12 protein-coding genes are annotated in these 13,609 nt (G+C 67.9%); 8 read left to right on the forward strand and 4 right to left on the reverse strand.

From position 1 onward, the window contains the following. Positions 1–32 precede the first annotated feature (32 nt). Positions 33–1,925, forward strand: coding sequence for a DUF1800 domain-containing protein (locus VNE60_13120; GenBank protein ID HVB32460.1), 1,893 nt, complete (start codon positions 33–35; stop codon positions 1,923–1,925). A gap of 11 nt (positions 1,926–1,936) precedes the next feature. After that, entirely contained in the window at positions 1,937–3,196 is a 1,260-nt protein-coding gene (locus VNE60_13125) for a DUF1501 domain-containing protein (GenBank protein HVB32461.1), read from the forward strand. A gap of 136 nt (positions 3,197–3,332) precedes the next feature. Here VNE60_13125 and VNE60_13130 read toward each other — a convergent pair whose 3' ends face one another. After that, positions 3,333–5,465, reverse strand: coding sequence for a PBP1A family penicillin-binding protein (locus VNE60_13130; GenBank protein ID HVB32462.1), 2,133 nt, complete (start codon positions 5,463–5,465; stop codon positions 3,333–3,335). 303 nt (positions 5,466–5,768) lie between these two features. Between VNE60_13130 and VNE60_13135 the strand changes: the two genes are divergently transcribed. The 3 genes from VNE60_13135 to VNE60_13145 all read left to right on the forward strand — a co-directional run bounded on the left by VNE60_13135 (position 5,769) and on the right by VNE60_13145 (position 8,687). Continuing rightward, entirely contained in the window at positions 5,769–6,611 is an 843-nt protein-coding gene (locus VNE60_13135) for a polysaccharide deacetylase family protein (protein HVB32463.1), read from the forward strand. 20 nt (positions 6,612–6,631) lie between these two features. Further along, the gene (locus tag VNE60_13140; protein HVB32464.1) at positions 6,632–7,477 is read left to right on the forward strand and encodes an AraC family transcriptional regulator; all 846 of its coding nucleotides are present in this window, start codon (positions 6,632–6,634) and stop codon (positions 7,475–7,477) included. Between the two features lie 82 nt (positions 7,478–7,559). Continuing rightward, positions 7,560–8,687, forward strand: a complete 1,128-nt coding sequence (locus VNE60_13145; protein HVB32465.1) for a hypothetical protein — start codon at positions 7,560–7,562, stop codon at positions 8,685–8,687. A gap of 75 nt (positions 8,688–8,762) precedes the next feature. Here VNE60_13145 and VNE60_13150 read toward each other — a convergent pair whose 3' ends face one another. Then, positions 8,763–9,509 (reverse strand): YIP1 family protein, encoded by a 747-nt coding sequence (locus VNE60_13150; GenBank protein HVB32466.1) that lies wholly within the window; start codon positions 9,507–9,509, stop codon positions 8,763–8,765. 235 nt (positions 9,510–9,744) lie between these two features. Between VNE60_13150 and VNE60_13155 the strand changes: the two genes are divergently transcribed. From VNE60_13155 to VNE60_13165, 3 genes are all read left to right on the forward strand, one after another. Beyond that, positions 9,745–10,977: a hypothetical protein gene (locus VNE60_13155; GenBank protein HVB32467.1), complete on the forward strand. Its 1,233-nt coding sequence runs from the start codon at positions 9,745–9,747 to the stop codon at positions 10,975–10,977. 435 nt (positions 10,978–11,412) lie between these two features. Continuing rightward, positions 11,413–12,117, forward strand: coding sequence for a helix-turn-helix domain-containing protein (locus VNE60_13160; protein ID HVB32468.1), 705 nt, complete (start codon positions 11,413–11,415; stop codon positions 12,115–12,117). A 35-nt stretch (positions 12,118–12,152) separates the two neighbouring features. Then, positions 12,153–12,545: a response regulator gene (locus VNE60_13165; GenBank protein HVB32469.1), complete on the forward strand. Its 393-nt coding sequence runs from the start codon at positions 12,153–12,155 to the stop codon at positions 12,543–12,545. A 68-nt stretch (positions 12,546–12,613) separates the two neighbouring features. Here VNE60_13165 and VNE60_13170 read toward each other — a convergent pair whose 3' ends face one another. Further along, on the reverse strand, positions 12,614–12,985 hold the full coding sequence (locus VNE60_13170; protein ID HVB32470.1) for a carboxymuconolactone decarboxylase family protein: 372 nt from the start codon (positions 12,983–12,985) through the stop codon (positions 12,614–12,616). Further along, entirely contained in the window at positions 12,982–13,575 is a 594-nt protein-coding gene (locus tag VNE60_13175; GenBank protein HVB32471.1) for a hypothetical protein, read from the reverse strand. Before VNE60_13175 ends, VNE60_13170 begins: the two co-directional genes overlap by 4 nt. Positions 13,576–13,609: the final 34 nt, after the last annotated feature.

The raw sequence follows: 13,609 nt of genomic DNA on the forward strand, positions 1-13,609 counted from the left end.
CGAGCACCATCCCCCAACCGGGAGAGCGCGAGATGCGGTTCCGTTCCTATATATGGTTGTGGCTGCCCGCCGTTGGCGCGCTGGGGTCCTGCGCCAGCGGCGCGCCCTCGGCCACGGCGGCGGCGGCACCGGCCATGGCACCGGTGGCGGAGCTGCGCGAGCAGCTACCGGAGCAGCAGATCCTGCAGGTTCTCAATCGGCTGGCCTATGGGCCGCGCCCCGGAGATGTCGAGCAGGTGCGGGCCATGGGGGTGGACCAGTGGATCGCGCGCCAGCTCACCCCGGATCGCATCGACGATCACGTGGCCGATTCGGCGCTGGCCCGATATCACATGCTCGACACGCCGACGCGGGACATCGTGCAGTCGTTTCAGGACATACAGCGCGCTCGCCGCGAGGAACAGCTCGCGATGAAGGCGGACGACGACACGGCAACGCAGCGCAACGCGCGGCAGCAATATCTGCGCGCCCATCCCGAGCTCCGGGAGTTGCAGCAGCGGGTGCAGGGCCCGGTGAACCAACTGATGTCGGCGCAACTGGCGCGGGCCGTGCTCAGCGAGCGACAGCTCGACGAAGTGATGGTGGAGTTCTGGGAGAACCACTTCAGCGTGTATGTGGGCAAGGGCCAGACGCGGAATTTTCTCAACGCCTACGACCGCGAGGTGATCCGTCCCCATGTGCTGGGCAAGTTCCGCGATCTATTGGGCGCGGTGGCGCACAGCCCGGCGATGCTGTTCTATCTGGACAATTGGGAGAGCCAGGCCGACAGCACGCATGCCACGCTCGCCGCCAACGGTCGCGTGGCCACGGCGGCGCAGCGCCGCCGCGTGCTGGAGACGATCGAGCGGGCGCGGCCCGATCAGCTTCCACCGCGGCTGCGCAACATGTCGGCCGAGCAGCGGCGGAGACTCATCCAGCAGATGCAGCAGTCGCGCAAGCGCGGCCTCAACGAGAACTACGCCCGCGAGCTGATGGAACTGCACACCCTGGGCGTGGACGGCGGCTACACGCAGCAGGACGTGATCGAGGTGGCGCGGTGCCTCACGGGATGGAGCATCGATCTGCGCACCGGCGAGTTCATCTTCCGACCGCAGATGCACGATGCCGACGCCAAGGTCGTGCTCGGGCACCGGATCGCCGCCGGGCGCGGCGAAGAGGACGGCGAGCAGGTGCTGGACATTCTCGCCAGCAGCCCGGCCACGGCGCACTTCATCGCTCGCAAGCTGGTGGTGCGATTCGTGAGCGACAGCCCGCCGCCGGCGCTCGTGGAACGCGCGGCGCAGACGTTCCTGCACACCGGCGGCGACATCCGCGAGGTGGTGCGCACGATCGTCACGTCGCCGGAGTTCTTCAGCAACGCGGCCTATCGCGCGAAGGTGAAGACGCCGTTCGAGTTGGTGGCCAGCGCGCTCCGGGCCGTGAACGCCAAGCCCGACACCACGCCGCGGCTGGCCGGGCTCGTGGCGCTGCTCGGCGAGCCGGAGTTCGGCCGACAGACGCCCGACGGGTGGCCCGATCAGGGCGACGCGTGGATGAACACGGGCGCGATCCTCGATCGGATCAACTTCGGCCTGCTGCTGGCCAGCAGCCGGCTGCCCGGTGCGCCGCTCGCCAACTGGACGTACGCCCAGCAACTGCGTCGCGCGCCCCACGCCCAGCAGGTGGACGGCGTGATCCATGCGATCCTCGGCGGGGAGGTGTCGCAGGTCACGCGCGACGTGCTGCTCACGGGCGAGAATCCATTCCTCAAGAAAGCACAAAGCGACTCTCTCGCTAACATGGGAGGCGCCGTGGCGTCGAACGCGATGGAACGAGGTCGGGGCGGACGCGGCGGATACAACGCGCTCACGCGGCCGGTGAATCTGTCCGGATTGCCGCTGGTGGTGGGCCTCGCGTTGGGCGCACCGGAATTTCAACGCAGGTAGCGGGGGCACTCATGCATCGTCGCGTATTCGTGAAATCGGGCGCGCTGGCGCTCGTCACCATGGGCCTCTCGCCGAGCTTTCTGCGGCGCAGCGTGTTCGCCGCCGAGCTTCCGCGGGCGCGGAAGGGCAAGACGCTGATCTGCATCTTCCAGCGGGGCGCCGCCGACGCGCTCAACGTGGTCGTGCCGCACGGCGAAGCGGCCTACTATCGCATGCGGCCCACGATCGCGATTCCACAGCCGACGCGGAACACGCCCGGCGCGGCGATCGACCTCGACGGATTCTTCGGCCTGCATCCGGCCATGGCGCCATTCAAGCCGCTGTGGGATCGCGGATTGCTCACCGCGGTGCACGCCGTGGGCAGCCCGAGCAACACCCGGTCCCACTTCGACGCCCAGGACTACATGGAGAGCGGCACGCCCGACGACAAGGGCACGCCCGACGGCTGGCTCAACCGGTACCTCGCCGCGCGCGGAACGTGCGCCGAGTGCGAGGTGAAGGCGCCGCCGCCGTTCCGCGCCGTCTCGATGACGCCGCAGACGCCCCGCATTCTGGAGGGCAAGTCGCCGGTGGTGGCGATGAACGACCTGGATGAATTCACCATCCGCACCGGCGGCAGCGCCGCCGCCGAGCTCGAAGCGCTGTACATGACCGGCTCGTCGGACGTGGTGCACGCCGCGGGCGGCGACATGTTCGAGGCGATGAAGGTGCTGCGCGCCGCGAATCCCGAGCAGTACCAACCGCGCAACGGCGCCCGGTATCCCGACTCGCCATTCGGCCAGCATCTGAAGCAGATCGCCCAACTCATCAAGTCCGACGTCGGCCTCGAGATCGCGTTCGCCGACGTGGGCGGCTGGGACACGCACGTGAACCAGGGTGGATCCACCGGCCAGCTGGCGCAGCGTCTGGACGACTTCTCCACGTCGCTCGCCGCACTGGTCGCCGACCTGGGCGATCGCATGGACGACGTGACGATCTTGACGATGTCTGAATTCGGCCGCACCGCGCGTCAGAACGGGAATGGTGGAACAGATCACGGTCACGCGAGTTCAATGTTCGTGATCGGCGGCGACGTGAAGGGACACAAGGTGCACGGCAAGTGGCCGGGCCTCGAGCCCGAGCAGCTCAACGAAGACCGCGATCTGGCGTTGACGACGGATTTCCGGAGTCTGTTCTCCGAAGTCGTGGGCAAGCATCTCGGCGCCACGGCGTTCGAGCGGATCTTTCCGGGATTCGCGGTGGATAAGAGCACATGGGTAGGGGTGCTGTGATCGAGGGGGAGACGCGAAAGCGTCTGAGTGAGTGAAGCAGCCACTATCCAGAACGGCCTTGGCGGAGCATCGCCGAGGCCGTTCGAATTTCATGGCTACCGGGCGTGGGCCCGGGTCCGCGGTCCGGCGCGAGCCGTCAGAACCGGATGACCCGCGCCAGGCCGCGCGCGAGGGCGCGCACCCAGCCGCCGAATCCGTCGGCGATGCTCGGCTCGGCGGGCGCCGTGTGCATGGTGCAGGTATCCGTGGGTGCGGTGCCGGGCTTGAACCATTCGCGCTGCCGCTGGGGGCACCAGGGACCGGCGAGCTGCCCCGACTCGGGATCGATGACGGCCGACACCATGTTGGGCGGTGGCGTCCACGCCGAATTCGCGGGCTCGCGCCACGCCGAGCGGATGATCGCCGCCCACGCCGGCGCGGCCAACCGTCCGCCGGTGGCGTTGGCGGCGATCGCATGGGGCGTGTCGTAGCCGAACCAGACGCCCGCCACGAGCGTGGGCGTATACCCCACGAACCAGACGTCGTCATTGTTGTTCGTGGTGCCCGTCTTGCCCGCCACCGGCCCGGTGATGCCCATCTCCCGCACCACGCGGCCGGTGCCGAAGTTCACCACGCCTTCGAGCATCGACGTCATCTCGTAGGCGTCGCGCGGATCCATGGCCGGAGCGCGTTGCACCGCGCTCCTCCACAGGACCTTCCCGTTGGGGGCTTCGATCCGCGTCACCAGGCGCGGCGTCACCCGGGTGCCGCCGTTGGCGAACGGCGCGTACGCAGTGACCAGTTCGAGCGGCGTCACTTCGAGCGCCCCGAGCGCGATCGAGGGCACCGGGGAGAGCGGGCTCGTGATCCCGTTGTGGCGCGCCGCGGCGATCACCTGGCGTTCGCCCACGCCGTGGCTCACGCGCACCGCAGCGGCATTGGACGAGATCATGAGCGCGCGGCGAAAGGTCACCGGCCCCTGGTAATCGTCGCTGTAGTTGGCCGGGCTCCAGATGCGACCGCCCACGTCCACGCTCACCGGCTCGTCCTCGACCATTGAAGCCGGCGAGAGTCCGGCCTCCAGCGCCGCGGTGTACACGAACGGCTTGAACGCCGAGCCCGGTTGCCGGCGCGCCTCGAGCGCGCGATTGAACGCGCCGCGCGCCACGCGGGTGCCGCCCACGAGCGCGCGGATGCCACCCGTGGCGGCATCCAGCGCCACGAACGCGCCCTCAACCGGGCCAGGCGCCGATCCGTACGCGTCGTCCGTCTGGCTCTCGATGTACGCCGCCTGCCCCGCCACCACGCGGTCGGCAGCGCGCTGCAGCGGCCAGTCGAGCGTGGTGCGCACCACGAGGTCTCCCATGCGACGCCCGGCGGGGAGGACGGAGTCGACCACGGCGCGGACGGCATCCACCGCCGTGGACGCATCGCGCTCATCCGGGCGCCAGCCGTCTTCCGACACGTCGAGGGGTTCGTCCGCCGCGTGCTCCGCCTGGTCCCGGGAGATATAGCCCTGCTCCGCCATCAGTCCGAGAACGAGGTTGCGCCGCTGCATGGCGCGAGCCTTGTCGTGGCGCGGCGTGTACACCGAGGGCCCCTTGGGGAGCGCGGCGAGCATCGCGCCCTGCGCCACCGAGAGTTGCGACACGTGTTCGCCGAACAGGTCGCGGCTCGCGGCCTCGACGCCGTAGACCCCATCACCCAGGTAGATGGCATTGAGGTACAGGTCGAGAATCTGATGCTTGGTGAGGTCGCGCTCGAGCAGCCGCGCATAGCGCAACTCGAGCAGCTTGCGCCTGATGGAATGGCCGTCGTAGCGGTTGGCCAGGAACGTGTTGCGCGCCACCTGCATGTCGATCGTGCTGAACCCCTGGCGGAAGCTGCGCGCGGCGATGTCGCGCACCGTGGCCCGCGCGAATCCGCGCCAGTCGATGCCGTGATGGGTGTAGAAGCGGCGGTCCTCCGTGGCGATGAACGCCTGCTGGACGTGCTGCGGCACCCGGCTGAGCGGCACGTTCACGCGGCGCACGAACGCCAGGCGGCCGATCAATCGGCCGGACCGATCGAGGATCCGCCCCCCTTCGTCCGGCCGGTAGGCGCGCACGTCGGCCCGCGAGGGGCAGCCGGCGAATCCGCAGGTGCCGAGCCAGACATCGAAGCCCACGAGCAGAGCGAGCACCACGGCCAGGGGGACGACCGGGATGAACGACCGCCAGCGCGCGGTCGCCCCGCGCACTCGCTGCCTGAGACCGTGGATGCGCGCCGCGATGGCGCCCGTGACGTTCATGCCGATGGGGTGGTGAGTGGCTCCTGAGAGTCGTACGCCGGCCGGCTTCGCAGGTTTCTCCCGGCCCGATTAGACTTCACGTGCAGGCCCAACCCCACGTCCAGACCCGGATCCATCGCGATGTCTTCCACCCAGGTGAAGCGGCTCATTCGCGCGTGCGCGACGGCCGCGTTCGTGTTTCAGTCGGCCAGCGCGCGGGCGCAAGCTGGTCCAAGTTCGACACCGGAACCCGGCCCAGGGGTTCACCGGGGGGCAACTGGGGGGCAGCGGCCGCCGGCCCTGGCGCCCGATTCCATGGGCCGGGTGCCGATTCTCGAGTATCACCTCGTGGCCGACAGCGATTCCCGCTGGGGACGGAGTTGGCGTCACTTTGCGCAGGACCTGGAGCTGCTCTACGAGCGTGGCTACCGTCCCGTGACCGTGTCGCAGCTCGTGGACAGGCAGCTCGACATCCCGGCGGGGACCTCCCCGGTGGTATTCACGTTCGACGACGCCTCTCCCAGCCAGTTCCGCTACATCGAGCGCAACGGCCAGCTGGAGATCGATTCGACGAGCGCGGTGGGCATCTGGCTGGCGTTCCACGCCAAGCATCCGGACTGGGGCAATCGGGCCACGTTCTGCATGCTGCCGGCGGCGGCGGCGGGCCACGCGTTCTTCGGCGAGAAGGGAATCCAGGGGCAGAAGAGCGCGTGGCGGTTCAAGAAGGTGCAGTTCCTGGCACAGCAGGGGTTCGAGCTGTGCGACCACACGCTCTGGCACGCCGATCTGGCCAAGTACAGCGACGCGGTGGTGCAGGAACAGATCGCGCGGGGCGCGATGGCGATCGATTCCGCGGTGCCGGGGTACCGGGTGCGCACGTTCGCGCTGCCGCTTGGGGTCTGGCCCAAGAACCGCGCGCTCGCCAAGCAGGGGTCGTGGAAGGATCCCAAGACCGGCCGTGTGTACCGCTACGATTTCGACGCGATCCTGGAGGTGGCGGGCGGTCCGAATCGCAGCCCGTACGATCCCGAATTCAATCCGTTGCGACTCTATCGCGTGCAGATGTATGGCGGCGAGCTCGCGCGGGTGCTCGACCTGCTCGACCGGACCAGGACGCGCTTCGTGGCGGGGACGCCGCCGCGGAGCGGGAATGCGGCTCGCCGGTAGCACCCGCTCATCGACTCTTCGTGTCCACGTTTCTCGCGTACCTTCCCGACGCACTGTTTGCCGCGGCCCAGTCCGGCATCCCTGACCTCATCCGCGTGGGATCACCGGCGGAGGTTCGCGCCCGCATTCGCACCATGAGAGTGGACGGCGTTATCTGCGACCCCGTGGCGGGCGCGGCGTCGGACGCGACCGACATCTTCTGGCTGGCCACGGATTTTCCCGCCGTCCACATCACGCTGTACACGGTGCTCGAGCCGGGAGTGGCGCAGGTGCTCACGCGGCTGGCGTCGGCCGGCGTCACGGACGTCGTGCTGTTCGGTTACGAGGACGCGCCGGGCCGGTGGGGAGATCTGGTGGCTCGCGCTGCGGTGCGCGATGCGGTGACGAGGACGATCGCCGCGCTGGGGCCGACGTTGAAACAGGTGGGCGGTCCGTTGCGGGACGTCCTGGAGGGTGTCTTTCGCGCGCCGTGCAAGTTCCACACGGTGGACGACATGGCGGCCGCCGCGGGGCTGACGCGGCGGTCGGTGTATCGCCGGCTCGAGCGCGTGGGTGTCCACGCCGTGCATGACTGGATCGAGGGGGCTCGTCTTACCGGGGCGTTCGCGTTGCTTCGCGATCCGGCCCGTCAGGTGCGCGACGTGGCAGGCGCCGTCGGGTATGGGGGGCCGCAGGAACTGTCCGCGCGCCTTCGCGGGTGGACCGGTCGTTCGGTGGCGCAGTTGCGCGAGTCGGTGACGGCCGACGAGTTCGTGGAACACACCGTGGGACGTCTGGCACCCCGGCAGAGGCGCGACGGGGAGCCCGGTGGCGCGCACGCGCGGGCGGCAGACCGGGCGGGGAACGACGGGCGGCGCCATGCCTGATCCCCGGTCGCGGAGCATCCCGCGGGCCTTCCTGGACGAGATCGGCCGGCCGGGCGCGGACGACTCGGCGACCCACTCGGCCGTGGCCGGACTGTTGGTGCTCCGGTTGGTGGAGCGATGGGTGACCGGGGGGTGCCGCGCGCCCGTGGATGTGGCGGGTGCTCGCGCGGCGGTGGAGGCGATGGACACGGGCAATCCTGCGCGCGGGATGCTGGGCGAGGTGCTGTCGGCGATCGCCCGGGGCGGCCCGGAGGAGATCGGCGGAGCGTTCGGGCAGCTCATGGCGTACGCGCGGGTGCTCGAGTACGCCGCCCAATGGCCGCTGGCCCTGGCGGTGTATGAAACGGTGATCGCGAACGGCGGACCGCCGACCCCAAACGACGCTGTGGTTCTGGCGCTCATCCGGCAGGCGTTCTGCCTGCGCATGCAGGGGCGGTTTGACGAGGCACTCACGCTGTGCAAGTATGCGCGGCGGCTGGCCATCAAGGCCGGTGATCTGGAGGGGGAGTTGCGGGCGGAGCTGGGCGTGGCGATGGGGATGATGGCTCAAGGCCACCTGATCGAGGCTGACGCCAAGCTGCGAGCGATCCTGCGCCGGGCCCCGCGCGACAGCCGCGTCTCGATACGGTCCATGGTGCTCAACGGGCGGGCAGCGGTGGCCGGCATGCGGGGAGACACCGTCTCCGTCATCCGGCTCGAGTATGCGGCCCTCCGAGAAAATCCGATCCCCTCCGAGCGCGATCGGATCCTGCACAACATCGGCGAAGCATTCCGAAGGTTGGGCGTGAGAGCGGTCGCGCGTGACGCATTTCTCGTCCTGTCGTGCACCGCCGAGGAGCAATACATGCGATGGTTCGGCGAGATCCAGTTGATGCTGATCGCCGCTCAAGATGGTGAGGCTGCGGTGTTCGAGGAGCATCGGTCGGCCCTGGACTCGGCGGCGCTTCCTCCGCAATTGAGACTCGAGTTTCTCGGGCAACTCGCTGCGAGCCACAGGCTCCTGGGTGAACCGGAGATCGCGGCTTCACTCCTCCTTGAGGCAGTCCAGCTTGCCCAACGACACGGCTTCGAGTTTGGCGAGCTCGGCACGGAGCCCGGTTCGCTCGACCCGTGCGAGAACGCGGGAGCGATGGGCCTGTTGCCGCCGCGCATTGCGCGGATCGCCGACGCCATTCGCGCGCTCCGCGAGTCCACCGGGGCGGGCGCCTAACCACGCAGACCGCGCGCACGGAGGGTCACCCCCGGGCGCGCGGCCTGCGTGGTTAGGGATCGCAGCGACCGGCCGTTACGAGGCCCGCCACGCACCGATCAGCGAGGGCAGCATCATCACCACCCAGAATCCGATGCCGAGCGCCCACGCCTTGGCCTTGGGCACCTTGCCGATCACGGCAACACCGATCGTGAGGAGCACCACTCCCCAGAGGCTGAACAGCTCGAATCGGTCGAGCAGAACGCCGACGATCGGCGAGACCGTGTCGGCGTTGAAGAACCGGGCGGGTCCGATCTCGATGCTGAACCGTGAGACGAACGCGGACGGATCCATGAGCAGGCCCTGGATCGAGATCACGACGCCCTGCAGCACGCGCGGCACGGCCGCGTAGGCCGCCACGACGAGCGCGGCGTTCCAGGAGATCTTGGTGCCCACCAGCTTGGCGCCCACCCACGCGACAAATCCTGAGATCACGACGATGATGGGCACGAAGACCACGGCGCCGATCTGCGCGGCGATCAGGCCCACCGATCGCGACTTCTCCAGCATCGCCGGGGTGAGCTGCGGGTTGTTCTTCATCGCGGTGGCCATGTTGCGCTGGAATTCGGCGTCGAAGATCGGTTCCACCACGTGCCGGTTGGCAAATCCCAACAGAGCCAGGAGGACCGTGACTACGAGCAGCGGGATCCAGAAATTTCCGTTGGCGCGCCGCCCGAACACCTGGGAGGGAGCGTAGAAGATGTCGAGGAAGTCTTCCCAGACCGACGTCTTGTCCTGCACGGCAGGGGGAGCGTCGGGGTGCATCGCGTTGGGGGAGTCCATGCGATTCTCACTCGGATAGAGGAGGTGGACCAATCAGGAGACTGTTAACGCCTCCGCAAACATCCCCCATGGCACCCGCTCCGTCAATGTGAGCCGCCCTATGGGGGTATCATGGTGACCGAGCCCTGTCACAAAACGCGACATCGGATGACACAAAACTGCACTTGTTCTGCGCGTTCGGCAGAGCAATTCTTCGCCCATTGGAATGTGATCTCCAGTTCAACGGAGGCAAGACTTGGTATTCGGGAATGAGAGCAGCCTGCGCCACCTTCCGTTTTTCGAGGAAGTAGCGACGCACGAAGAGCACGAAGCCGAGTGGCGGGCCGCGACGGCCGGCCTCGTCGTGTTGCGGCTTTTCGATGCCTGGCTGGAAGAGGGCGCATCGGCCGTGGTGCCGGATTCGTGGAACGTGCGCGCCGTGCGCACGGCGATCGAGGAGATGGACGACGGTACGCCCATGCGCGCAATCCTGGGCAGCATTGTTGACGCGATGCAAACCAGCAAGGGAGCGAACACGCACGAGGCCATGCCGCGCTTGATGGCGTATGGTCGGGCGCTGGAGTATGACGGTCGATGGGCCCTCGCAGTTGACGTCTACGATAGCGTCATCGCCCACACCCACCCGGTGGAGGAAAGCGACACCGCCATCGCGGCGAACCTGCAGCGCGGCTTCTGCCTGAGGACGCTCGGTCGGTTCGAGGAAGCTCAGGTGGCATACACCGCCGCGGGCGCGGTCGCAGAGAGCGTGGGCGACATGATCGGTGTGCTGCGGGGGCGGATCGGCGACGCCAAGCTCGCTGTGGCACGCGGAAATCTCCCGTACGCCGAGACCGTGTTGGACGAGACCATTGCGGCAGCGGCCCAGCATGGCGTGACGGCCGTCCACTCCCGCGCCTTACACGACCGCGCGATGGTGGCGGGCCTTCGAGGGAATCATGAGCTGACCATTCAGCTCGCGTATGAGGCACTACGGGAGTCTGAAACCCCCGCGGAACGTGATCGCATTCTCAGCGATATCGGTACGGCCTTCCATATGCTCGGGATCAGGAGCGCCGCTCGTGATGCGTTTCTCGTCCTCTCCACCACGGCGCAGGAGCAATACACGCGCTGGATGGCCATGCTGTCGTTGATGACGATCGCGGCCGAAGATGGATTCGAGCCCGTGTTCCTGCAGTTTCGGCGCTCGCTCGCGAGCGCGCCGTTGCCGCCCGAATTACGGACGGAATACTACCTTCGGCTGGGACGTTCGCACCGCGCGCTGGGCCAGGACGACCCCAGCCAGATCGCATTTGCCAAGGCCGTCCAACTGGCGGAGCATCACGGATTCAACACGCTGCTGTTCGAAGCTGAGCAGCTGCTCGCAGCGTCAAGCCCAGAACCAAGCAGTTCGAATACCACGCCTGACACCGTGGCCGACATCGTTGAAGCCGTACGCGGTATGCGCGAATTGACCGTGTCGACGAGATAGACAAAGGGCCACGGCGCGAACCGTGGCCCTCGGTAGGGGTGAAGCGTTGGGACTAGCTGCCCGATCCCATGTATCCACCCAAGCAGGTCACCGTGCTGGACGGGACGCAGGTATCATTTTTCGGAGCCGTCGGGCTCGCGCAGGCGGCCATCACAACGGAGGCAACGGCCAGGACGAGGTAGGTGATCTTCTTGCGGCGCGACATGGGGCGATCTCCCAGATTTGAGCAGAAGTTTCCGTGACGGGGAACGACTGATCGAGAAGCTAGGGTCGCCAGCCGGTGCGTAAACTCGCATTTTGTGTCATCGGATAGCGTTTTTATGACACTCGGCCCCCTGAGGCGTGGACGTCGTCGCCCTCCTTCCCCGGCATCTTCTCACTCACCTGAGACTCGTACTCGGCCCGGAGCACACCCTCTCCGCCTCGGCGGACTGGATGGAGCTTCGCGCTACGGTGCAGAGCCGCATCGTTGACGTCGTCGTCGCGGATCCCGCGCTCGACGGAGTGGTGCACGTGGACACGCTGGCCGAGATCCGGGAACTGTTCCCGTCCCTCCCCATCGTGCTCTACTCCACCCTCAGCGCGGCCGCGATGCAGGGCGTGGTCCAACTCGCCAGACACGGCGTGGAGCACATCGTGCTCAACCGGTTTGACGACGACCCCAAGCGCTTTCTCGAACTCCTCGAGCGAGTGCCGGCCCACGCCCTCGGCGAACGGATGCTGCGCGCACTGCGCGAGCCCATCGCCAAGCTGCCCGTGACGGTTGGCAGGGCCATCGAACAGCTGTACCGGTCCCCGGCCGGCTTCCATGGCGCCCGGGAGCTGGCGGAAGCCGGCGGCACCAACACTCGCGGACTCTACCGGTACATGGTGGCCGCGGGGATGCCCTCGGTGAAGGCGGTGGTGGTATCGGCACGACTCATCCGGGCATATGCTTACCTGCGGGACCCCGGAAGATCGATCAAGGAAATCGCGGCCCGGGTGGGTTACAACCGGCCCTGGCTGCTCACAAAACAGATGCGTGAATTCACGGGGTACACGCCCAGCGAGGTGCGGGACGCGCTACCCCCCGAAGAGTTCGTAAAGCTGCTGGCCACGCGAGTGCGGGCGGCGCAGCATGACGAGGACGGCGAGCCCTGACCAGGCGCTCCCGTCCACAGCTGGAGGACGGAGCGGTGCACGGGACGCCAATTCGAGTACTCATCGTCGACGATGAGGCCGCAATCTGCAAAGCACTCTCCATCGCGCTCACGCGCGCTGGATTCGACGTCCGCACCGCACTCAGCGGAGACGCTGGCGTTGCCGTGCTCAAGAAGGAGCCCGTTGACGTCCTCGTCCTCGACCTGCGCCTTCAAGACATGCGCGGCGACGTCATGTTCGAGTTGGCCAAAGCCGAGCAGCCGCACCTCAAGCACAGCACGCTGTTCATGACGGGCGACATCACCGAGAAGGCGGACCGGATCATCCGCAACTGCGACTGTCCGCTGCTTCGCAAGCCATTCGAGCTGCGCGACCTGACCAACATCGTCAGCGCCATGGCACCCAAGGCCCGCGACGTCTCGGCCTGAACGTCCGGCAATGCCCAGCTGGCGGTCCGCGGCGCGCTCCCCTCGGGGGGCGCGCCGCCGTGCATTGGTCAGGGCCGGGCGCGCTCCAGTTCGCTCCACCGGTCCACGGCGCGCCGGAGGTGCGGAATGACGATCGACCCGCCCACGATCAACCCGATGGACAGCGACTCGAACACCTGGTCGCGCGACAGCCCTTCCTCCGCGCACCGCACCAGGTGGTAGGTGACGCAGTCGTCGCACCGCAGCACCAGCGAGGCCACGAGCCCCAGCAACTCCTTGGTCTTCACGTCCAGCGCGCCGGCCTCATACGCCCGCGTGTCGAGCGCGAAGAAGCGATTGATCACCAGGTTGTTCTCGCCCAGGATCTCGGCGTTCATGCGCTCCCGGTAGGCGCGGAATTCGGCCAGCGAGGCGCCATGCTCGTGTGTGTCCCCGGTCACAGTTTCCACCCCCGCAGCGTCTTGAGCGTCGACTCGAGCGCCGCGCGCTGCGCCTCGGCCGGCCCTTCACCAAGCAGCCCCTCGTAGGTGCGGATCGCGAGCTCCAGCGCCATCGGATCGTGCTCGGCGCCAGCCAGGCTGGTGGCGTTGTCGGCCAGCGCCGCCCGGGCCAACTGATCCTGCGGAAATCGCTGCGCCACCTGCTGCCACCGTCCCATGCGCTCGCGGATGTCGGATTCCGACAGCGCCCACAGGTGCCACGCGCCGCGATTCTCTGCGTCCACGGCAATGGCGCGCGACGCGAGATCGCCCACCACGTCCGGTCCGCGGCCGGTGAGCCAGTAGGCATTGGCGAGAATCACCAAGGCCTGCGCGTCTTCCGGCACCTGAGACACGATTCGCTCGTACGCGGGTATGATCACCTCGGGCAGGTCGCGGAACGGGACGCAGGCCGCCTGGAGTTGGGCGGGCGAAACGGCTTCCGCCACCGCGCGCACGCGATCCATGAGCACGCCCACGTTGTCGTGGCGCTGGTAGTCCTGCACCGCGGCCCGGAGTTCGGCGGCCGCGTCCATGGCTGGAGAAATCATGCCTGAAAATATGGGGCCGAGGCCCGGCCGCCTA

The sequence above is a fragment of the Gemmatimonadaceae bacterium genome (assembly GCA_035533755.1).
In the GTDB taxonomy this organism is placed as follows: Bacteria; Gemmatimonadota; Gemmatimonadetes; order Gemmatimonadales; family Gemmatimonadaceae; genus JAGWRI01.

What these genes read in the sequence shown, in the direction of transcription:
- VNE60_13160 (HVB32468.1), top strand. Translation starts at nt 11,413, where the DNA reads ATGGAGCTTCGCGCTACGGTGCAGAGCCGCATCGTTGACGTCGTCGTC.
- VNE60_13120 (HVB32460.1), top strand. Translation starts at nt 33, where the DNA reads ATGCGGTTCCGTTCCTATATATGGTTGTGGCTGCCCGCCGTTGGCGCG.
- VNE60_13130 (HVB32462.1), bottom strand. Translation starts at nt 5,465, where the DNA reads ATGAACGTCACGGGCGCCATCGCGGCGCGCATCCACGGTCTCAGGCAG.
- VNE60_13175 (HVB32471.1), bottom strand. Translation starts at nt 13,575, where the DNA reads ATGATTTCTCCAGCCATGGACGCGGCCGCCGAACTCCGGGCCGCGGTG.
- VNE60_13125 (HVB32461.1), top strand. Translation starts at nt 1,937, where the DNA reads ATGCATCGTCGCGTATTCGTGAAATCGGGCGCGCTGGCGCTCGTCACC.
- VNE60_13150 (HVB32466.1), bottom strand. Translation starts at nt 9,509, where the DNA reads ATGGACTCCCCCAACGCGATGCACCCCGACGCTCCCCCTGCCGTGCAG.